Here is a 21725-nt window from a genome sequence, read left to right on the forward strand (position 1 = left end):
CCATCACGATAAGTATTAGCAATTATTTAATTTTCTATTATTAGTTTTAGATGATTATTCATACAAAAACAACCACCAAATGCAAAAAGAGCGGCCTAAGCCGCTCTTTTTAGATTATTTACGTTTACGCTGAATTGCGTGAATCGCACGTCCATCGACTGCTAGCGCAGCCTCATGAACCACTTCAGAGAATGTTGGGTGACCAAAAGTCATTAACTGTAAATCTTCAACAGAAGATACGAACTCGAGTGCGATCATACCTTGGTGAACGATGTCAGACGCAGCAGGTCCAATCACGTGCATACCCAATAAACGATCAGTTTTTGCATCAGCAACAAACTTCACGAAACCAGCATTTTCACCCGCAGCCATTGCACGACCATTTGCAGCAAAACCAAATTGACCAGTTTTCACTTCATGGCCTTTTTCAATTGCTTGCTGTTCTGTTAAACCTACCCACGCCGCTTCTGGGTGTGTGTAGATGACAGAAATGATGGTGTCATAGTTCACTTGTGCAGCATGACCGTGAATACGCTCAACTGCCATTACGCCTTCTTCCATTGCTTTATGTGCAAGCATTGGACCACGTACTAAGTCACCAATTGCATATACACCTTCAACAGAAGTTGCACACCAATCGTTTACTTCAACCAAACCGCGTTCAGTGAGTTTGATACCACAATCGTCTGCCAATAAACCTTCAGCATATGCACGACGACCTACACAAACGATCAATTTATCGAAAGTTTGCTCTTTGTCTTCGCCGCCTTGTGTGTACTTAACAGTAACTTCACGACCATTGACTTCAGTACCAGCAACTTTCGCGCCAACACGGATATCAAGACCTTGCTTCGTTAAAAGTTTTTGGTAGTCTTTAGCCAAAGCTTTATCAGCCATGGGTAAGAATGCATCCATTGCTTCAAATACAACAACTTCTGCACCCAAACGACGCCATACTGAACCAAGTTCAAGACCAATTACACCCGCACCGATTACGCCTAAACGCTTAGGAACTTCTTGGAATTCTAATGCGCCAGTTGAGTCAACAATGATGTCTTGATCTACAGGAGCAACAGGAATATTTACAGGTACAGAACCGGTCGCAAGAATCACGTATTTAGGTTCTAAAATTTGAGTTTCACCTTCGTGAGATACAAACTCAACTTTTTTACCCGCAAGTAATTTACCAGTCCCTTTTAACCACTCAATACCGTTACCTTTAAGCAGGCCATCGATACCCATAGTCAATTGGTCAACGATTTTGTCTTTACGCGCAAGAAGCTTTGCAAGATCAAACTTCACGTCACCGGTGGTAATACCATGATCATCTAAATGATGAACTGTATCTTCGTAACGATGAGAAGAATCAAGCAATGCTTTAGATGGGATACAACCCACGTTTAAGCATGTACCACCTAAAGATGGCTTGCCTTTATGAATACGTTTTTCGATACAAGCAACTTTAAAACCAAGTTGCGCAGCACGAATCGCAGCTTCGTATCCACCTGGTCCACCACCAATCACAACAAGATCAAACTGTTGAGACATATTAATCTCCAAGTGTAGATTTAGAGGATCGCCCTAAATCTACTTTTGTAATTTTATGAACTATGAATTAAAGATCAAGGATCAAACGAGCTGGCTCTTCTAGCAATTCTTTGATTGTTACAAGGAAACCGACTGCTTCTTTACCATCGATTAAACGATGGTCATAAGAAAGAGCCAAGTACATCATTGGAAGAATTTCTACTTGACCATTTACAGCCATTGGACGTTCTTGGATTTTATGCATACCCAAAATCGCAGTTTGTGGCGTGTTTAGAATCGGCGTAGAGAGTAAAGAACCGAACGTACCACCATTGGTAATCGTGAACGTACCGCCAGTCATATCTTCGATACCCAATTTACCGTCACGCGCTTTACCCGCATATGCACGAATACCGTTTTCAACTTCAGCATAGTTCATACGGTCTGTGTCACGAAGAACAGGAACCACTAAACCACGTTCGCTTGATACTGCAACACCGATGTCGTAGAAACCGTGATAAACGATATCTTCACCATCAATTGATGCATTAACCGCTGGGTAGCGTTTAAGCGCTTCAGTCGCAGCTTTAACAAAGAATGACATGAAGCCAAGACGTGCACCATGACGCTTTTCAAAAGCATCTTTGTATTGGTTACGCATATCCATGATTGGTTTCATGTTCACTTCGTTAAACGTCGTTAACATTGCAGTTTCTTGCGTTGCAGCAAGAAGACGTTCAGCAACACGTTTACGAAGACGAGTCATCGGAACACGTTTTTCAACACGTTCACCCACAGCAACACTCAAAGGCGCAGCTGGAGCAGCAGCTGGTTTAGCTTGATGATTCGCAACATCTTCTTTAGTGATACGACCACCACGACCAGTACCAGCAACATCGCTTGCAGCAACGCCAGACTCAGTCAATGCTTTACGCACAGCTGGCGCTTGATCAGCAACTTGAGCACGCTCAACTACAGGTGCAGCACCTGCTTCAGTGACCGCAGCAGCTTGTTCAACTTTCGCTTCTGATTGAACTGCTTGAGTTTGAGCAGCGCCAGATACAGCACCCTCTTCAAACTGAGCAATTACTTCATTAGAAAGAACAGTATCACCTTCGTTTTTAACGATAGATGCAATTGTACCGTCTGCAGGCGCAACAACTTCTAAAACAACTTTGTCAGTTTCGATATCACAGATCACTTCGTCACGTGATACAGCTTCACCTGGTTGTTTGTGCCAAGTTGCAATTGTTCCATCTGCAACTGACTCTGGAAATACCGGTGCTTTAATTTCGGTTGCCATTATTTAGAATCTCCTGATTGTTCAGCTACGATCGCCAATGCGTCATTTACGAGCTGAGCTTGTTGTTTTGCGTGCAAATAAGGTGAACCACAAGCTGGTGCAGCAGAAGCTTCACGACCTGCGTAACTAATTTGAATATGTTGACCAGACTTCATTACGCCTTCGTATAAACGAGGAGCAATAAATAACCACGCGCCTTGGTTCTTCGGTTCTTCTTGAGCCCATACCAATTCTTTCACATTTGGATATTGAGCAAGAACCTCAGCCAGACGAGCTTCAGGGTACGGATATAATTGTTCAACACGAACGATGGCAATGTTGTTCAATTCGTTTTCACGACGTTTTTCAAGTAAATCGTAATAAACCTTACCACCACAAAGCACTAAACGTGTTACATCAGACTTGTTGATGTTATCTACTTCATCAATCACAGTTTGGAATGAACCATTTGCTAATTCTTCTAAAGTTGAAGTAGCAAGTTTGTGACGAAGTAATGACTTCGGTGAAGTAACGATCATTGGCTTACGAATAGGACGCAGCGCTTGACGACGCATTGCATGGAATATCTGTGCAGGGGTAGTCGGTGTGATCACTTGCATGTTGTCTTCTGCGCAAAGCTGTAAGAAACGCTCTAAACGTGCTGAAGAATGCTCAGGACCTTGACCTTCGTAACCATGTGGAAGAAGCATTGTTAAACCACACACACGCTCCCATTTGGTTTCACCTGAAGCGATGAATTGATCAATCACAACCTGTGCACAGTTTGCGAAGTCACCGAATTGCGCTTCCCAAATAATCAAACTCTTAGGAAGAGTCGTCGCATAACCGTATTCAAATGCCAATACTGCCATTTCAGACAATAAAGAATCATAAATCGCAGTACGTGGTTGGTTTTCTTTAATATGGCACAGTGGAATATAAGTCGAACCGTCTACTTGGTTATGCAATTTTGCATGACGATGTGAGAATGTACCACGACCCACGTCTTCACCCGTCAAACGAACAAGGAAACCATCATCTAGAATGGTTGCATAAGCTAAAGTTTCTGCAGCACCCCAGTTCAGTGGCATTTCACCTGTTTGCATTTTCAGACGGTCATCAATCACTTTAGATACTTGACGCTGCATCACAAAGCCTTCAGGCAATTGACGCATTTTCGTACCAAGCTCTTTTAAGCGTTCGATTGGGAAAGATGTATCCCATTCATCTGTATAGTCGTGACCTAAATAAGGTGTCCAATCAACGAACATCTTCTTATTTGGCTCAAGTACAAGTGCATTTGCAACATGCTTACCTGCTTCCAAATCAGAACGATATTGTTCAACCATTGCATCAGCAGCAGCACGATCAAGAATACCTTGTTGAACCAATTGGTCCGCATAAAGTGTACGAGTGGTCGTTTTCTTGTTAATGACTTGATACATCATTGGCTGTGTTGCTGCTGGTTCATCCGCTTCGTTATGACCACGACGACGGTAGCAGAACATGTCAATCACGACATCTTTACGGAATGTATGACGGAAATCATGTGCCAATTGAGCAACAAACAATACAGACTCAGGATCATCACCATTTACATGGAAAATTGGTGCCTGAATCATTTTTGCAATGTCAGTACAGTATTCTGTAGAACGCGCATCACGTGGGTCAGACGTTGTGAAACCAACTTGGTTATTCACCACAATATGAACCGTACCACCTACCGTATAACCACGCGTTTGTGACATTTGGAAGGTTTCTTGGTTTACACCTTGACCTGCAAATGCTGCATCACCATGGACGATTAATGGTAATACATCATCACCACCAATATCTTTACGACGAACTTGACGCGCACGTACAGAACCTTCAACTACAGGCCCTACGATTTCTAAGTGTGATGGGTTAAATGCCAATGCCAAGTGAACTTCGCCACCTGATGTCATGACATTTGAAGAGAAACCTTGGTGATATTTAACATCACCAGAACCTTTTTTATGCAAGCTCTTACCTTCGAACTCACCAAAAAGATCTGCTGGGTTTTTACCCATGATGTTCACAAGAAGGTTCAGACGTCCACGGTGTGGCATACCGATCACAACTTCTTTACAACCTACTGAACCTGCACGTTGAATCACAGCATCAACCATAGGAATGAAAGATTCACCACCTTCCACACCAAAGCGTTTAGCACCAACGTATTTATTACCTAAGAATTTTTCAAGGCCTTCAGCTGCTGTTAAACGTTCTAAGACGTGTTTTTTCTGCTCAGCAGTGAAACCAAATTGACCTTTAGCGCCTTCAAGACGTTGCTGAATCCAACGTTTTTCTTTGGTATCAACAATGTGCATGTATTCAACACCAATTGAAGCACAGTATGTTGCTTCCATTGCTTGAATCATTTCACCTAAAGTTGCTTCTTCTTTACCGATTGCAAGATTACCAGTATTGAAAACTGTATCTAGATCAGATTGCGTTAAACCATGCGCATCTAATTCTAAATCATAGACATGCTCACGCTTCGCCAAACCCAGTGGATCTAATTTTGCTTTTTGATGACCACGGTTACGGTATGCTGCAATGAGTTGCAATACACCAATCTGACGACGCTCATGTTCAGAGCTAACAGCACTTTGAACAACAGGTTGAACACGATTTGAATTACGACCGAGTAATAGGAATTGCTCGCGTACGTTGCTGTGAGGCTGATCACCCTTTGGGAATTTACCGAAGTATTCTTGCCAATCAGCACCCACTGAATCTGGTGCTGTTAAATACTGTTCATAAAGTTCTTCAATATACGCTGCACTGTCAGCGGAAAGTTCAGTGTCAAGACGCAGAGCGTCAGCAACTTCTTGCATTTGTGGACCCATTTCCTATTGCAAAACATTACAGGGAGCTTTTTAAGCTCTCCCATGATTGATAATGCCAAATCGGTAAATTGACATTCACCCATCTGGCACACATGACCATGGGGCGTGAGTAGTATCAGAAATCATCCGATACAAACAGCGAGCCATAACACACTCAATCGCATTATGCCTCTATATACTCGACCTAAATCGAGCAATTTTTTTTGCAAATTGGCTTAGAAAAAACAAGTCTAAGTCTTGTGTTTACTAAGACAACTCTAATTTAACTCATAATTCGTAGTTTTTTACGTTGAAAAAACCTCAAAATGTTGAATAAATGTACATAATTGACTGGTTTTTTAGCAATTATAAACTGTTCAATTCTATCACAGCGTAAGATTACTATTGATTTAATTGACACATACTATTCATAAATTAGCGAAATACATTAAAAAAAATATGCGTTAATCTACAGAGCATTATCGCAAATTATTCAATTTTCACCATCGAATTAGACTAAAGACTAACACGTATTATACTAATTCAACATCACTGAGTTTCAACTAGAAATATATTAACATTTCCTCAATATAAATACAGACTCTAAACACTGAACTTAAAACACTTAAGCTTCTATTTTAGTCATTATTGAAGCTATTTCGATCAATCAAATTTTCAAATCAAATACCACCCTCAAATTTAACTCGATCTAAAAGATGAACAAAAAAAAGCACACCGAAGTGTGCTTTTTATCGAACTAAAGATTAACCGGCTTGATCTAAAAGCATATTACGGATGTGACCGATTGCTTTAGTTGGGTTTAAACCTTTAGGACAAACTGATACACAGTTCATGATTCCCTTACAACGGAACAATGAGAACGGATCATCTAAACGCGATAAACGATCTTGAGTGCCCGTATCACGCGAATCGATAATGAAACGATATGCATTCAACAAAGCTGAAGGGCCCAAGAATTTATCAGGGTTCCACCAGAATGATGGGCATGAAGTTGAACAACATGCGCAAAGAATACATTCATACAGACCATCTAAGTGTTCACGCTCTTCAGGAGACTGTAAACGTTCTTTCGGTGGCGCAGGCTGATTGTTGATTAGAAAGGGTTGAATCTTGTCATACTGATCGTAAAACTGATTCATATCCACAACTAAATCTTTGACCACTGGCAAACCTGGTAATGGACGAACAGTAATCACTTCAGGTAAATCGTTTAGGTTCCAAAGACACGCTAAACCATTTTTACCATTGATGTTTACACCATCAGAACCACAAATACCTTCGCGACATGAACGACGGAACGTTAAAGATTCGTCTTGTACTTTTAGTGCAAGAAGCGCATCAAGCAACATACGGTGCTTATCAGTCAACTCAAGCTTAAAAGTTTGCATGTACGGTGCTTTATCCTTATCAGGATCGTAGCGGTAGATATTAAATGTACGAGTACCTCTACTCATCTTACTTCTCCCAATTAGAACGTACGTGGTTTAGGTGGAATAGCTTGAACCGATAAAGGCTTATAGCGTACAGGCTTATACTCTAGACGGTTGTCTGAAGAGAACCATAATGTATGCTTCATCCACTCATCATCACGGCGACCGTAAGAATAAGTTGGGTGATCTGGTGGTAATTCAAAATCTACCACAGTATGCGCACCACGACATTCTTTACGCGCTGCAGCTGAAATCAAGGTCGCTTTAGCAACTTCATACAGGTTTTCAACTTCTAAAGCTTCTACACGCGCAGTGTTAAATACTTTAGATTTGTCTTTCAAAAGAATGTTACGGACACGTGGCTCGATCGCAAGGATTTCCTTCACACCCTTTTCAAGCAATTCAGTGGTACGGAATACACCTGCATGGTCTTGAACGATGTCACGAATCGCATCAGCAACATCTTGAGCATTTTCACCTTCAGTTGACTCATCCAATTTACGGATACGTGCAACAGTTTTCTCTAGCACAGTTGTAGGAAGAGGCTCATATTCATCACCGTGATGTTTAGTCACATATTCAATGATGTGTTGACCAGCAGCCTTACCAAATACAACAAGGTCAAGCAATGAGTTTGTACCTAAACGGTTTGCACCATGTACAGACACACAAGAACACTCACCAATTGCATAGAAGCCTTTCACTGGTTTAGTGAAGTTACGATCACCTGCATTATGTGAGTACACATCAGCATCTTTATCGTAATGAGCTTCAAAAGGAGTTGTTTCACGAGACTCAGGAACAACAACCTGACCATGAATGTTCGTTGGAATACCACCCATTTGGTAGTGAATCGTTGGAACAACTGGAATTGGTTCTTTGGTGATATCAACGTTCGCGAATTTCTTACCAATCTCAAATACAGATGGAAGACGCTTCATGATCGTTTCAGCACCTAAGTGCGTCATATCAAGCAAGATGTAATCTTTCTTCGGACCACAACCACGACCTTCTTTAATTTCTTGGTCCATAGAACGTGATACGAAGTCACGTGGAGCCAAGTCTTTAAGTGTCGGAGCATAGCGTTCCATAAATGGCTCGCCTGAATCGTTACGAAGGATTGCACCTTCACCACGACAGCCCTCAGTCAACAATACGCCTGCGCCAGCAACACCCGTTGGGTGGAACTGCCAGAATTCCATATCTTGCAATGGAATACCTGCACGAGCAGCCATACCAAGACCATCACCCGTGTTGATATAAGCATTTGTTGATGCACGGTAAACGCGACCAGCACCGCCAGTAGCGAATAATGTCGCTTTTGCTTGGAATACCGCAATTTTACCTGTTTCTTGGTCAATTGCAGTTACACCCAGTACATCACCAGCTTCGTTACGAATAAGATCAAGAGCGATCCATTCTACAAAGAATTGAGTACCCATCTTCACGTTGCTTTGATAAAGCGTATGAAGAAGTGCGTGACCAGTACGATCGGCAGCAGCACATGCACGTGGCACAGCTTTTTCACCGTAGTTCGCTGAGTGACCACCGAATGGACGTTGGTAAATAGTACCATCAGCATTACGGTCAAATGGCATACCCAAGTGTTCAAGTTCATATACAACTTGCGGCGCTTCACGCGTCATAAACTCAATCGCGTCTTGGTCACCTAACCAGTCCGAACCTTTTACTGTGTCATAGAAGTGGTAGTGCCAGTTATCTTCTTGCATATTACCAAGAGATGCACCAATACCACCTTGCGCCGCTACAGTGTGTGAACGTGTTGGGAATACTTTAGTCAATACCGCAACTTTCAAACCAGCTTGAGCAAGTTGGTAAGAAGCACGCATACCTGAACCACCACCACCAACGATGACAGCATCGAAAGTTTCGTGTGGAATATTTGTGTAATCTTCTTTAGGGTTTATAGCGCCCATGATTGTTTCCTATCAATTCGCCCAAAAAATCTGGATTGCCCAGATTGCATACGCCAATACAGCAATAATCACTGCTGAAGTTAGTACGATACGCAAACCATTTGCAGAAGGACCCATTTGACGAGTCGTCACGTAATCCGTGAAAACTTGCCACATACCGATCCATGCATGCGCAACAAGAGATAAGACTGACAATAAAGACATAATCTTCATTGGAGTTGTCATCATGAAGCCATACCATTGTTCGTAGCTAAATCCACTGTTACATAGAATCCAACCCAAAATAACAACAGTATAAACAGCCAAAACAACAGCACTTACACGTTGAATAAACCAATCGCGTGAACCTGAACCTGTAAAGCCTGTAGCACTTTTCATTAGAGTACGATCCATACAAATGCTGCAACGATACCGATTGCAGACAAGATTAATGCGATAGTAGATGCAAGACGACCACTCTCTAGCTCTTCAGCTACGCCGACGTCAGCAAGTAAATGCTTAACACCTGCAACGAAGTGGAAAATAAGGCCGGCTACAAATACCCATACGATAAAGCGCACAATGAAACCACTCATGACTTCTTGAACTTGCGCAAAACCTTCAGGAGAAGACAACGACTTGTCTAAAATCCATAAAAGTACCGGTACGAGTAAAAATACGATGACACCAGAAAGACGGTGTAGAATTGATGCAATAGCCACAGGGGATTTTAAGTTTACGTCTAAAACTTGACCCATGGACAAATTGACAGGTCTGTTGCTTTTCACAGCGGGCATCCTGTAAGTAAAAACTCCATCCGGAGTTTGTTGGAATTAGTTCGAAGGAAAGCTGGCCTAGCTAGGTAAGCGAGTACCTAATCATTTATACGACACGGAATTATAAAACGTGAGCCACTAAATTACAAACAACCCTTTACCCTACTTAAGTTAAAATATTTATTAATAAGAATCATTTACATTAACAACTTGCATTAAAAACCAAAATAAATTGCAAAATAAAAACATAAGCTTCTGTTTTTAAAAAATAAAGTTGGAATTTAGAGTGCGGTATAACGATATCTCTTTGAACTGCATGTGTATAGACTAAAGAACAATAACAAACTATATTGGTGCTACTAATAATTATTATTTTTATAAATATCAAAATCTTATAAGCAAATAAGCAATTTTAATTATTAAATCATCTTTATATTAGAAAAATGAATATACAGTTCTTTTAATTTATTTTTACTCTTAATTTCATGGCTTGATTTAAACCATTAGATTCCAAATTAAACAAGCTTAAATATGATTTGAATTCATTTCTTTAAACTCGCCTATTAATACTATTGCTATTAAAGCTTATAGATATCTTTAATTGCTTAGACAACACCCGTTCTAAGAAATTAAGATTTAAAGTGAAAAAAAATATTTCAATCATTTTATCTTTTTCAAAATTAAAAGGATCAATATTAAAATCAATAAATTAGCCTTATAAAAATTATTTTTATATAGACAAGATATGTATAAGAATAATGAGGAAACAGCATGAGAATGATTCAAAACGTCAAAATATACCCGTTAAAGCGGTTTTTTTTATGCACCTGTTAAGAAATTTGACTTATTATACTGCGGCACTAGTGAATGCACATATAACTGTAGTTTAACTGTCAAGTAGTACAGCAACTCCAGAAGGTCATTTTTATCCATAAGTATAATTGACTTTTTTTGGCTACTCACTAATCTTAAAGCAAATTTGAAACCGTCCACCCAAGGAAAATACTGAATTATTTCGGGGCGGATTATACATTCACCAGGACAGGAGATATATTGAATGTCTGAAGCAACTGGCAAAAAAGCCGTTTTACAGCTTGATGGCAAAGAAATTGACTTACCAATTTACAGCGGCACATTGGGCCCAGATGTAATTGACGTTAAAGATGTATTGGCCGCAGGTCACTTCACTTTTGATCCTGGTTTTATGGCTACTGCTGCGTGCGAGTCTAAAATCACATTCATTGATGGTGGTAAAGGTGTTCTCCTTCACCGTGGCTACCCTATCGATCAGTTAGCGACTAAAGCTGACTACTTAGAAACTTGCTACCTATTGTTAAATGGTGAGCTTCCAACAACTGAACAAAAAGCTGAATTTGACGCTAAAGTTCGCAACCACACTATGGTTCATGACCAAGTGAGCCGTTTCTACAATGGCTTCCGTCGTGATGCTCACCCTATGGCGATCATGGTGGGTGTTGTTGGTGCGTTATCTGCGTTCTATCACAACAACTTAGACATTGAAAACGTTGATCACCGTGAAATCACTGCGATCCGTTTAATTGCGAAGATTCCTACTTTAGCTGCTTGGAGCTACAAGTACACTGTTGGTCAACCATTTGTTTACCCACGTAATGACTTGAGCTACGCTGAAAACTTCTTGTACATGATGTTCGCTACTCCAGCGGATCGTGATTACAAAGTTGATCCAATTCTTGCAAAAGCAATGGACCGTATTTTCACGCTTCATGCTGACCACGAACAAAATGCTTCTACGTCTACTGTACGTTTAGCTGGTTCTACTGGTGCTAACCCGTATGCATGTATTGCTGCTGGTATCTCTGCACTTTGGGGTCCTGCTCACGGCGGCGCGAACGAAGCTGTTCTTAAGATGCTTGATGAAATTGGCACTGTAGACAACGTTGCTGGCTTCATGGAAAAAGTGAAAACTAAAGAAGTTAAACTGATGGGCTTCGGTCACCGAGTTTACAAAAACTTCGATCCACGTGCGAAAGTAATGAAAGAGACTTGTGACGAAGTGTTAAGTGCACTTGGCATCAATGATCCTCAATTGGCTTTGGCTATGGAACTTGAACGTATTGCTCTTTCTGACGAATACTTCATCAAACGTAACCTATACCCTAACGTAGACTTCTACTCAGGTATCATCCTTAAAGCGATTGGTATCCCAACAGAAATGTTTACTGTGATCTTTGCGCTTGCACGTACAGTTGGTTGGATCAGCCACTGGTTAGAAATGCACAGCGGTCCTTACAAGATCGGTCGTCCTCGTCAGCTTTACACTGGCGAAGTTCAACGCGACATCGTTCGTTAATTCGAACAGCGTTGATCGACACAAAAAACCACCCTTCTGGGTGGTTTTTTATTCAATTCACTTTTGAACTAGAATGGTTAGGATTAGATTGGTTTTAATAAGATAAATTAATACCGCCTATTCATTCTAGTTTTAATATCATACGTATGTAAGAAGTAAAAAAACCAAGTGCGGTTTCACTTGAGGTTTCAGCATCAATCTAATAAAAATTAAGAAGCTTGTGAATAGTGATCTAAGTCCATTTTGCTCAAACGACGTCTAAGCTCTTTCAATGACCAAGGCCAAGCAGCGAAGTTACGCCCATTCACATCGAGATAGTAACTCTTACAACCGCCTGCGTTAAATACAGTCGTTTTCAGATGCTTTTGAACCTGATGGTTATGCTTAGCAATAACATCCTTCTTGATCACAATTTTTTTAATGTTCTGTGACTTCATTTTGATTAAACCATCAATGATATAACCAATTTGAGCTTCTGCAATGCCAATAAAAGAATCATAAACCAAGATGTTCGGACCCAGAACCAAGAAAGCATTCGGTAGACCTTCTATACTCGTCCCAAGATAAGCTTCGGGAGATGAATCTTTCCATCGATCTGCAAGTAACTTACCTTCTACATCATAAACACGTTTACCAATCGGAGGATGTGAGACCTCAAAACCTGTTCCCCAAATGATGACATCAACTTCGTGACGTTCGCCATTTGCAGCAACAACAGTATTACCCTCTATTTCAACTAACCCATGAGGTATAAGACTGACATTTTCTTGTTGCAAAGCAGGATAATAGTTATTTGCAAACAATAAACGCTTGCAACCAATATCAAAATTAGGCGTTACATCTTTACGCAATTGATCATCTTTAATCTGTAATTTCAAAAGTTGACGGCTCAACACATTCACAGGCTTTAAGGTCTTAGGATTACGCAAACCAAAGTTAATACCGTTGAGTATTTGAGCAATACTGTTACGCCAAGCCTGCTGAATCACGGGGAAGCGTTTAATAATATTCTTCGCGGTATCGTTTAGATCCATATCTGCTTTAGGTAAGACCCAAGGCGCCGTTCTTTGAAACACGTACAATTCTTTGGCAAGTGGTTGTACTTGGGGTATAAATTGAATCGCTGAAGCACCTGTACCAATCACTGCAACACGTTTACCAGTTAGATCATAGTCATGATTCCAACGTGCAGAATGGAACATTTCCCCTTTAAAAGTTTCAATACCTTTTAACTTAGGCATTGAAGGCTCAGTAATTGGACCTGTAGTAAACATCACTGTTTTTGCTTGATATTGACCTTTGGATGTTTCTAAATTCCAAATGCCTTTGGCATCATCCCATTTTGCACTAATCAATTCATGATTAAATTTGATTTTTTTATTGAGATCAAATTTTGTAGCAACATCTTCCAAATAACTTAAAATTTCAGGCTGCTTAGCAAATAAATGACTCCACTGATGACTTGGCGCAAAAGAAAAAGAATAGAGCGCAGACGGCACATCACATCCGCACCCTGGATAGTTGTTATCACGCCATGTCCCGCCTACTCGATCTGCTTTCTCAAGTACCACGTAATCGTGATAACCGACTTGATTCATTTTATATGCTGCAGCGATACCTGATATACCTGCCCCAACAACAATGGTGTCGTAAATATGTGCACCTGAATCCTGATCAAATAAGGCAATATCTTCACTCTTTTGCTTATGAGTATTTGCCTGAGCTGAATCTTTTTGTTTTCGTAATTCTTTTTGCTTCTCTGAGTCTTTTTGCTTCTGTGAATCTTGCTGACTTTTTATATCAGCAAGAGTGTCTTGATCTTTTTTTAAAGTGCCCAACTCTGCATCTTCAACCACATGATTCTTTCCAGCGCTCTCAATACTGACATTAGCACTAGCCGTATCGACGACATTTACATCTGTTGCTTTTACAACGCCATTTGATTCAATTTGAGCGTCATTTGTATCCACTGGCTGTTTTTGAGCGACGACGATCTTTGATTTCACTGTTTTTTTATTTGGCATACTTGTTCTCTTATCAATTTACTGCAGAGCTTCACATTCAACATAGCTTGAGAGCTTCTTATTTGACGTATTTTTTAAATAATGGATATCCCATACCCAGTACCTTTGCATAGAGTGCGGGTGAAGCACGTTTCATGAGCCAAAAGAGTTTTGCATCGGGTTGTGGAATCGTATACAACTTTCCAGCGTCTAAATTATTCAGTGTTTTTTGTGCCACCTGATCACTGGTCACGAAGGCGTGATTCTGAAGCAAATTATCCGCTAAGCCTGAATATTTTGACGGTAAGCGACCATTTTTCATAATATTGGTGGGTACTAACGTGGGACAAAGCACATTGACACGAATATTATCTGGATAAAGTTCAGCTGATAATGTTTCTGAAAGCGCCAACACACTTGATTTAGTCACGTTATACGCCGTCATTTCAGGCGCTGCAGTATAGCCCGCCGCAGATGCAACATTAATAATTGCACCATAGCCTTGTTTCTTAAATTTTGGCACAAAATAATGACATCCGTGAATTACTCCCCACAGGTTGACATGCATACACCATTGCCAGTCCTCTAAAGACACTTCATCAAAACGACCACCTAACCCAACACCCGCGTTATTAATGACGAGTGATACAGGATGATTCAATAATTTTTCAGCCTGTTCCGAAAGTGACTGCACTTCTTCCTTGATTCCAACATCACACCTTATAGCAAAAGCTTTTTGACCAGTTTCAGATTGAATCAATTGCACAGTTTCTTCAGCAGCAGGTAAATTAATATCTGCACAAATAATGTGTCCACCTCGTTTTGCTAACTCCATAGCAAAACTTCGTCCGATTCCACTCCCTGCTCCAGTCACAACTGCATAAGCATTTTGACTCGGCTTCACTTTTTTTGAAAATAATCCCATCTTCAATCATCCATTTTTTATATTTATTGATTAACTACGTAGTGCTGGCGTGAACTCTTTCACAAGATATGGGGTTAACAAACCAGTTTCTGGATTAAGTAATTTCTCTTTGTAGTATTCAAGGAATTCAGACGTATCATGATCATTCGGATGAAAATCTGGACGTAAATAATCAAAGATATGTTTAATTGAACTACCATAAACACCATCTTTTAAACCAAAAATTAAACTAAAACTACGTGGAATATCCTTCCAATAGCTTAAACTCACCAAATTACTTGGCTTGCGATAGAACGGCACAATCGTTGAAGCAGCAGAGATAAGTACGAGAATCGTGATCAATGCAGGGAAGAAACCTGCAATGCGTAATAAGTAGTTGTCTGAAAGTGTCTGAAAAACATCATACGCAATATCTTTATGCTCAGATTCTTCTAGCATGTGCCACATCCAAATCGCACGTTGTTTTTCATCTTGAGATCGAAAGAATATCTCTTCATGATTCATCATATATTCGGCAAGCACTGCGGTAAAATGCTCAATCCCTGCCATTAAAGACAATTTCATGGGTTGAGGTAAGCGGTTAAACCCGTATTCAAAAACATAATGTGCTAAGAAGCGAAAGAATTGCACTGGTAAATCAATCTCTTTATAAGCTTCATTCATTTCTTCATGCATTTTAGAATGAATTGCTTCCTGTCCAATCAGAGAGGTTACACGCTGTTTAAGCAAAGGATCTTTGATAAAATCACGATGATATCGAGCCGTATCAATGACCAAGTCTTCACCCAATGTTAAGAAAATGGATAACGACGCAAAATATGCACTTGCAAGCTCAGCATTCATATAAAACTTAGGATCAATCAGTTTGGGATCAAAATCAAACTTCATATGGCGAATAGGAATTATTTTAGACTGTTTCGCTGGATCAAATTTTCGGCCAGAAAAAACTTTAGATATTTTTTTTATAGGCTGAGTGATTAACATGTCGAATACTCTACTGAATTAAACATTAAATTCAACTTCACAAAAACGTGATTGAATCATCCTTTTACTAAAATTTAAGTCAAATATGAGCATTACAATGTGCAAAAATGTCCTTTTTAATGTGCAAATTATGCCTAAGCGATAACTTGTCAGACAATCTTGGTGATTATTTTTCTTTAGAATCTATATCTATATCATTAAAGGACATTTTTACTTTGGCGTCTTAAAATCGATAGGAGCTAAGGTGAGAGATTTGAACCGCTGAAGAGTCGCTTTGTTAAATCCTAGTGTAGAATGAGATAAGTATTTCTTGAGTAAAAAATACGCTTCAGATCTACTCTCTATTAGCAAATGTTTAAATCAAGAATGAAAAATGATTGAACATCATTTTAAGGATATTGATGCAACTTTTCTGGAATTTATTAATTCGTATTTTGAAAATGCCACGATTTCGTTGTCGTGGATTAACTGTGGGCGAAATTAAACTTTGCCAACAGGTTTTTGGACATCTTATTCGCTATGATGAAGTGAAAGTGATGAATCACCCCTATCTACCATGGCAATCCATTCATGTCTTTATGGCACCCACGGGTTATATTCATGCACGAAGTTTAAATTACTTAAGTGATTACAGTAAGCAAAGTTTAGGCTACCAAGCTGTATTTATCCACGAGATGGCGCATATCTACCAATATCAGCAGAATATTAATGTATTATTAAAAGGCGCATTTCTTCAGACGGCTTATTTTCTGAGCTTTAAAAAGTATGATCCGTACAAATACAAATTAGAAAAAAATAAAAAATTCTTTGAATACAATATCGAACAACAAGGTGACATTGCTAAAGACATTTTTTTAGGGAAAATTGATAATATTATTTTATCTTAAGATTGAAGTATCACATGCCCAAATATAGACCTGTAATGAAATGATTTCTCAATGAAGGATTCACTTCAACATTCAACTGCATTTTTATATATTTATCCAGAAAACATCCGTGATTAAAATATCCATGAAATGTACTGTTAATGTTGAATATTCACCATGTAACGCTAGTATATGATTTATTTTTAGATAGAATACAGAAGAGTCAGATTTGTTCATGTAAGAAATAATTTTTTATGTCTTCGTAATGATTTAAATTTTAGCCCTTTGGCAGTGTAGTACTATCCAACACACACAGCTGTACAATTATATCGATACAAATCAGCATTTTGTGTATATTTTCACCCTATAGGAATAGGATCTTGTTTAAATGAAAAGTTTTAAAGTTTCTCTTGCTCAATTCTCTCCACATACTGGAAATATAGAAGCTAATGTTCAAAAAATGATTGAACTTGCAAATGAAGCTAAAAAGCAAAATGTAGATTTAATTGTTTTCCCTGAATTATCAACAATCGGCTACCCTGCTGAAGATTTATTGTTACGTCCCAGCTTAACCAAACGTACAGCATCTGCATTTGAGCAACTTGCAGACGTCAAAGACATTGTTTTGGTTTTTGGCTTTGTCAATCAAGCTGAAAATGGTGAACGCTATAATTCTGCTGCTGTCATGAAAGATGGACAAGTATTGGGTGTTTACAATAAACAAAACTTGCCGAATTACAGCGTATTTGATGAAAGACGCTACTTTAGCGAGGGTCATCAGCACCTAATCTTTGAATATCTAGGTCATAAATTTGGCGTATTAATCTGTGAAGACATTTGGAAGCTCGAAACAGCTCAACAAATTGCACAGCTGAATGTTGAAACTGTGTTGGTGCTGAATGCTTCTCCTTATGAAGTCGGTAAGCCACAACACCGTATCTTGACTTTAAAAGAGCTTGCTCGTCAGCTGAATATCAATATCGTTTATACCAACCAAGTGGGTGGTCAGGATGATTTGATTTTTGATGGTACAAGTTTTGTCATTACCAATGCGGGTGAAGTCGCTTTAGAAGCGCCAAGCTTCAAAGAAGATCTTTATACTGTTGAGTATGAAATCGAAAATAAAGCTTATAAAATTACTGAAAAAGCGCCTGCTTTAGATACCATGGCTGAAATTTATCAAGCCCTTGTACTTGGTACACGTGATTACGTTCAGCGCTCTGGCTTCCCTGGTGTGATTTTAGGTTTATCTGGTGGCATTGATTCTGCTTTAACCCTTGCCATTGCTGTTGATGCGATTGGTGCAGATAAAGTTCAAGCTGTGATGATGCCTTACACTTATACCTCTCAAATCAGTGTTGAAGATGCAACTGAACAAGCAAAACGCATGGGTGTGACGTTCGGAATTGCCGAAATTCATCCAATCGTAAATAGCTTTATGCAAACCTTGTTTCCATTCTTTGGTAACTCACCCGCAGATGCGACTGAAGAAAATCTTCAAGCGCGTGCACGCGGAACATTGTTAATGGGCTTATCGAACAAATTTGGTAATCTTGTTTTATCTACAGGCAATAAATCTGAGTTGTCTGTCGGTTACTGTACTCTTTATGGCGATATGGTCGGTGGTTATGCAGTCCTGAAAGACGTCTATAAAACGATTGTTTTTGAGCTTGCAAAATACCGTAATAGCTTAGAGGAAACGCCTGTTATTCCTGAGCGTGTGATCACTCGCCCACCATCAGCTGAATTACGCCCAGATCAAAAAGATCAAGACTCATTACCATCTTATGACATTCTTGATGCGATTCTTTATGCTTATCTTGAGGAAGATATGAGTCAAGATGACATCATTGAAAAAGGCTTCGATAAAGAGGTTGTGATTAAAGTCATTCAACTGGTTGATCGTAATGAGTATAAACGTCGTCAAGGTGCAATTGGACCGCGTATTAGCTCACGTGCATTCAGTCGTGAACGTCGCTATCCAATCGTAAATGGATGGAAAGCAGGTGTCTAATCAGACACTCGCTTCAAAACTTGCTCAAGCGCTTATGCTTGGGCAGGTTCAGTTTATTAAAAAACAACTTTTAGAACATAAAAATAGCCCCTATCTCAAGCAATTTATTGATCAGATCTTTATTCAAGCGGATCAAATTCAACTCAATGAAGTGATTCAATTAGAACAACTCCATGATGTTGTTTCAAAATATGCTTTTGACCTCAACTTAGGTCCTGAATTACTTGAGTTTATTGGCTTTGTTGCACAAAAAATCCATCAGTTGATTATCGCTAATCACTCAACGATCAATACCCTCATTTCAGATCAATCTTTTGAAACATGGCTTTATAAGATCTTAGAATTAGAACAAGCTCGAAATTATCTTGAGCAAAGTATTAGTCAAAACCCCAAAGCACAGCTCATCAGCCTACATTTAGCCAATCAAATTTTAGAAAGCAATACACCTTGGCTTGATCAATTACGTAAGCTGAATATTAAGCAACAAGGGCTCAGTGCTAAGCTACTTAGCTTTGTGCAAGAACAACAACACAATGTTGAACTCAAACTTGAGAAACAGCTTGCTCAAGTGATTCTCAAACAACTGAGTTATATCATCACCTTACCGAGTCAAGAACTCGCTGAAATCTGCTTAGATATTTGGTCTGAAGTCAAAACGAGAACGTTTAAAGATGCTTTTTCCCAAATTCAATCTATAGACTTAGAAGATTTCTTTATTTTAGTCTATGAAACTTGGAAAGAATTGCGCGAAACACCGCAATTGCGAAACATTATTTTGAGTGTGGTCTCTTCATTTTATGATTATTTTGGCGAATATAGCCTTCAAGAATTATTGCTTGCTGTCGGTATAAATGAATCAGATTTATACGAGGAGGCTGATCGATTTATTCCTTTTACCATGAAAGCATTGAATGATAAGAGCTTACTCGATCCTATTATTTTATCTTTGGTCGAACCTTATTTTAGCCATGCTGACACGCAGCAACAGATTCAAGCATACTTAAGCCAACATAGTGAATCCAATAAATTCTAACAATATCGCTGAATGAGTGATTACGCGACTATTCTATTTATTTCAGTTTTTACGCACAAAAAAAAGAGACCACACTAGTGAGTGTGGTCTATAAAAATGGTGGCTATGACGAGACTTGAACTTGTGACCCCCGCATTATGAGTGCGGTGCTCTAACCAACTGAGCTACATAGCCGTAACCTGTGCGCGCATTATCTAAAGTTCTTATGGTCGCGTCAAGCAATCAAAATCACTTATGATCACCCTTTGAGCAAATACGTAGTGACTGTCTATATTTAATACATCGCCTTAAGTTTTTTTATGCAAAATACTGATTAATTTAAAAAAGAAAAACCCCATGCAGCTTAAAAAACCTTAGCATTACCATAACGATTGGTTTGGCTGAGTGGCCTGCCAACTGATCAGCCCGATCTTGACTGAAATATAATAGGATCCACCGTAGCTGCACAGTAGATGAACCAACAAACACTATTAAGCATGCATCAAAAACGGAACTTGGCACAGCCAAGTAAAGCGCAACTAAAGCCAGTCAATGTGAATCATATCTATAGTGATTTAAAATTCAGTATTGCCACAGAAAATTCAATCGCCATACACTGCGCACAGCTTCATTTGGAGCAATCACAAATCAAAGCTTTTTAAAGCTAAGTTGTTACTCACCCTACTGACCGAAATGGCGTTTTAGAGAAATATAATTCAGAGTTTGCTAAAATTATATTCGATCTAAGGCTGATTGACTGTGAATAACTAAATTTTACTCGCGAAGTACCTCATTTATTTTATTAAAAAATAAATCCGAAAATTCATTAAACCATTAAAGAATAGCAATATGAAAAACTATCGATTACATCCAGTTTTGCCACGTTTCTTCGCCCTGCTAATTGATTTCATTATATTAAGTATCAGTTGCTCGTATTTAGCCAAATTTATGGCAAATTATTTGAATGCTTACCCATTTGTACTAAATCTTGCGGGTAGCTTGTACTGTCTCTTCTATTTTGCGATCTTTAACAGCCATATCGGATCTGGTAAAACCATTGGAAAAATGCTGTGTCGGATTCGTGTGACCAATGCCAGTAGTCAATCGATTGCAATCTCACAATCCTTCATCAGATCAGCAATTTTCGTATTACCTTTATGTTTTATTGCTTATTTAAGACCTGATGCACAATTTTCGATAGCCTGGTCGGTTACTCAAGCTTTATTGGTCAGCATTGTATTTGCATGCTTTTATTTAGCGATATTCAATACCCATAGCCAACAGAGCCTACACGATTTGCTGACGCGCTCTCAAGTCTTAAGAAACAGCCAGACTTATGTTGACATCAAGCCGATCTGGAACATTCATTACTATCTAATCACCATCATTAGCTTGATGATTTTGATCAGTTCGATATGGCAGACTACACAGCATGAGACTCAAGATTTCTCTAAATTGGACGCAGATATTCAAAACATTGAATTAAACACACATCAAATGTATATCGGTGATGCGCAATCGATTGACCAAATTTTAGTTTTTGATCTCAAATCTATAGAAAAAACTGATAACTTATTGGCAGCCATGTCTTTATTACAAAAATTTAATGATCAAAATTCTGATTTTATAACTCGAAACAATGTCAATAAAACACAACTGAACTACAGTTATCAATTTGGTTTAATACGCATAAGTAATTCTGTCACATATGATATTGTCGAAAATCGTGGTGTGATAACACTTACTCATTCAGGACAGGGACATTCGTTAAATTTGGGCTTTTGA

Annotated in this window: 15 protein-coding genes and 1 tRNA gene; 5 read left to right on the plus strand and 11 right to left on the minus strand. The window is 39.1% G+C overall.

Annotation, left to right across the window (positions count from 1 at the left end; genetic code table 11):
* Window positions 1–114 precede the first annotated feature (114 nt).
* The 7 genes from lpdA to sdhC all read right to left on the minus strand — a co-directional run bounded on the left by lpdA (window position 115) and on the right by sdhC (window position 9825).
* A complete protein-coding gene (gene lpdA / locus AC5YD2_RS04390; RefSeq protein WP_496125152.1) occupies window positions 115–1548 on the minus strand; it encodes a dihydrolipoyl dehydrogenase in 1434 nt (477 codons plus the stop codon).
* 67 nt (window positions 1549–1615) lie between these two features.
* Window positions 1616–2830 carry a 2-oxoglutarate dehydrogenase complex dihydrolipoyllysine-residue succinyltransferase gene (gene odhB, locus AC5YD2_RS04395; protein ID WP_496125153.1) on the minus strand — a complete coding sequence of 405 codons (1215 nt, stop codon included), beginning with the start codon at window positions 2828–2830 and terminating at the stop codon, window positions 1616–1618.
* On the minus strand, window positions 2830–5670 hold the full coding sequence (locus AC5YD2_RS04400; protein WP_496125154.1) for a 2-oxoglutarate dehydrogenase E1 component: 2841 nt from the start codon (window positions 5668–5670) through the stop codon (window positions 2830–2832). The genes odhB and AC5YD2_RS04400 overlap by 1 nt, the downstream gene beginning before the upstream one ends.
* A 755-nt stretch (window positions 5671–6425) precedes the next feature.
* Window positions 6426–7136: a succinate dehydrogenase iron-sulfur subunit gene (locus AC5YD2_RS04405; RefSeq protein WP_496125155.1), complete on the minus strand. Its 711-nt coding sequence runs from the start codon at window positions 7134–7136 to the stop codon at window positions 6426–6428.
* Between the two features lie 14 nt (window positions 7137–7150).
* Window positions 7151–9049 carry a succinate dehydrogenase flavoprotein subunit gene (gene sdhA / locus AC5YD2_RS04410; RefSeq protein WP_496125156.1) on the minus strand — a complete coding sequence of 633 codons (1899 nt, stop codon included), beginning with the start codon at window positions 9047–9049 and terminating at the stop codon, window positions 7151–7153.
* A 12-nt stretch (window positions 9050–9061) separates the two neighbouring features.
* A complete protein-coding gene (gene sdhD, locus AC5YD2_RS04415) occupies window positions 9062–9427 on the minus strand; it encodes a succinate dehydrogenase, hydrophobic membrane anchor protein (protein ID WP_496125157.1) in 366 nt (121 codons plus the stop codon).
* On the minus strand, window positions 9427–9825 hold the full coding sequence (gene sdhC / locus AC5YD2_RS04420; RefSeq protein ID WP_496125158.1) for a succinate dehydrogenase, cytochrome b556 subunit: 399 nt from the start codon (window positions 9823–9825) through the stop codon (window positions 9427–9429). The genes sdhD and sdhC overlap by 1 nt, the downstream gene beginning before the upstream one ends.
* Window positions 9826–10861: 1036 nt before the next feature.
* Here sdhC and gltA point away from each other — a divergent pair.
* Window positions 10862–12136 (plus strand): citrate synthase, encoded by a 1275-nt coding sequence (gene gltA, locus AC5YD2_RS04425; protein ID WP_496125159.1) that lies wholly within the window; start codon window positions 10862–10864, stop codon window positions 12134–12136.
* A 209-nt stretch (window positions 12137–12345) separates the two neighbouring features.
* Here gltA and AC5YD2_RS04430 read toward each other — a convergent pair whose 3' ends face one another.
* Genes AC5YD2_RS04430 through AC5YD2_RS04440 form a run of 3 tightly spaced genes read right to left on the minus strand, consistent with a single transcriptional unit; the run spans window position 12346 to window position 16048 of the window.
* On the minus strand, window positions 12346–14160 hold the full coding sequence (locus AC5YD2_RS04430) for a flavin-containing monooxygenase (protein ID WP_496125160.1): 1815 nt from the start codon (window positions 14158–14160) through the stop codon (window positions 12346–12348).
* Window positions 14161–14218: 58 nt separating this feature from the next.
* Window positions 14219–15064 carry an SDR family NAD(P)-dependent oxidoreductase gene (locus AC5YD2_RS04435; RefSeq protein ID WP_496125161.1) on the minus strand — a complete coding sequence of 282 codons (846 nt, stop codon included), beginning with the start codon at window positions 15062–15064 and terminating at the stop codon, window positions 14219–14221.
* Between the two features lie 30 nt (window positions 15065–15094).
* Window positions 15095–16048 (minus strand): metal-dependent hydrolase, encoded by a 954-nt coding sequence (locus tag AC5YD2_RS04440; protein ID WP_496125162.1) that lies wholly within the window; start codon window positions 16046–16048, stop codon window positions 15095–15097.
* A gap of 401 nt (window positions 16049–16449) precedes the next feature.
* Between AC5YD2_RS04440 and AC5YD2_RS04445 the strand changes: the two genes are divergently transcribed.
* The 3 genes from AC5YD2_RS04445 to AC5YD2_RS04455 all read left to right on the plus strand — a co-directional run bounded on the left by AC5YD2_RS04445 (window position 16450) and on the right by AC5YD2_RS04455 (window position 19961).
* A complete protein-coding gene (locus AC5YD2_RS04445) occupies window positions 16450–16935 on the plus strand; it encodes a hypothetical protein (RefSeq protein WP_496125163.1) in 486 nt (161 codons plus the stop codon).
* Window positions 16936–17302: 367 nt separating this feature from the next.
* Window positions 17303–18928, plus strand: a complete 1626-nt coding sequence (locus tag AC5YD2_RS04450; protein WP_496125164.1) for an NAD+ synthase — start codon at window positions 17303–17305, stop codon at window positions 18926–18928.
* Window positions 18921–19961, plus strand: a complete 1041-nt coding sequence (locus tag AC5YD2_RS04455; RefSeq protein ID WP_496125165.1) for a hypothetical protein — start codon at window positions 18921–18923, stop codon at window positions 19959–19961. The genes AC5YD2_RS04450 and AC5YD2_RS04455 overlap by 8 nt, the downstream gene beginning before the upstream one ends.
* A 97-nt stretch (window positions 19962–20058) precedes the next feature.
* Here AC5YD2_RS04455 and AC5YD2_RS04460 read toward each other — a convergent pair.
* A tRNA-Met gene (locus tag AC5YD2_RS04460) sits at window positions 20059–20135 on the minus strand.
* A 654-nt stretch (window positions 20136–20789) separates the two neighbouring features.
* Here AC5YD2_RS04460 and AC5YD2_RS04465 point away from each other — a divergent pair.
* Window positions 20790–21725: an RDD family protein gene (locus tag AC5YD2_RS04465; protein ID WP_496125166.1), complete on the plus strand. Its 936-nt coding sequence runs from the start codon at window positions 20790–20792 to the stop codon at window positions 21723–21725.

The sequence above is a fragment of the Acinetobacter sp. CY73 genome, assembly GCF_059515865.1.

What these genes read in the sequence shown, in the direction of transcription:
- lpdA (WP_496125152.1), bottom strand. Translation starts at nt 1,548, where the DNA reads ATGTCTCAACAGTTTGATCTTGTTGTGATTGGTGGTGGACCAGGTGGA.
- odhB (WP_496125153.1), bottom strand. Translation starts at nt 2,830, where the DNA reads ATGGCAACCGAAATTAAAGCACCGGTATTTCCAGAGTCAGTTGCAGAT.
- AC5YD2_RS04400 (WP_496125154.1), bottom strand. Translation starts at nt 5,670, where the DNA reads ATGCAAGAAGTTGCTGACGCTCTGCGTCTTGACACTGAACTTTCCGCT.
- AC5YD2_RS04405 (WP_496125155.1), bottom strand. Translation starts at nt 7,136, where the DNA reads ATGAGTAGAGGTACTCGTACATTTAATATCTACCGCTACGATCCTGAT.
- sdhA (WP_496125156.1), bottom strand. Translation starts at nt 9,049, where the DNA reads ATGGGCGCTATAAACCCTAAAGAAGATTACACAAATATTCCACACGAA.
- sdhD (WP_496125157.1), bottom strand. Translation starts at nt 9,427, where the DNA reads ATGAAAAGTGCTACAGGCTTTACAGGTTCAGGTTCACGCGATTGGTTT.
- sdhC (WP_496125158.1), bottom strand. Translation starts at nt 9,825, where the DNA reads ATGCCCGCTGTGAAAAGCAACAGACCTGTCAATTTGTCCATGGGTCAA.
- gltA (WP_496125159.1), top strand. Translation starts at nt 10,862, where the DNA reads ATGTCTGAAGCAACTGGCAAAAAAGCCGTTTTACAGCTTGATGGCAAA.
- AC5YD2_RS04430 (WP_496125160.1), bottom strand. Translation starts at nt 14,160, where the DNA reads ATGCCAAATAAAAAAACAGTGAAATCAAAGATCGTCGTCGCTCAAAAA.
- AC5YD2_RS04435 (WP_496125161.1), bottom strand. Translation starts at nt 15,064, where the DNA reads ATGGGATTATTTTCAAAAAAAGTGAAGCCGAGTCAAAATGCTTATGCA.
- AC5YD2_RS04440 (WP_496125162.1), bottom strand. Translation starts at nt 16,048, where the DNA reads ATGTTAATCACTCAGCCTATAAAAAAAATATCTAAAGTTTTTTCTGGC.
- AC5YD2_RS04445 (WP_496125163.1), top strand. Translation starts at nt 16,450, where the DNA reads ATGCAACTTTTCTGGAATTTATTAATTCGTATTTTGAAAATGCCACGA.
- AC5YD2_RS04450 (WP_496125164.1), top strand. Translation starts at nt 17,303, where the DNA reads ATGAAAAGTTTTAAAGTTTCTCTTGCTCAATTCTCTCCACATACTGGA.
- AC5YD2_RS04465 (WP_496125166.1), top strand. Translation starts at nt 20,790, where the DNA reads ATGAAAAACTATCGATTACATCCAGTTTTGCCACGTTTCTTCGCCCTG.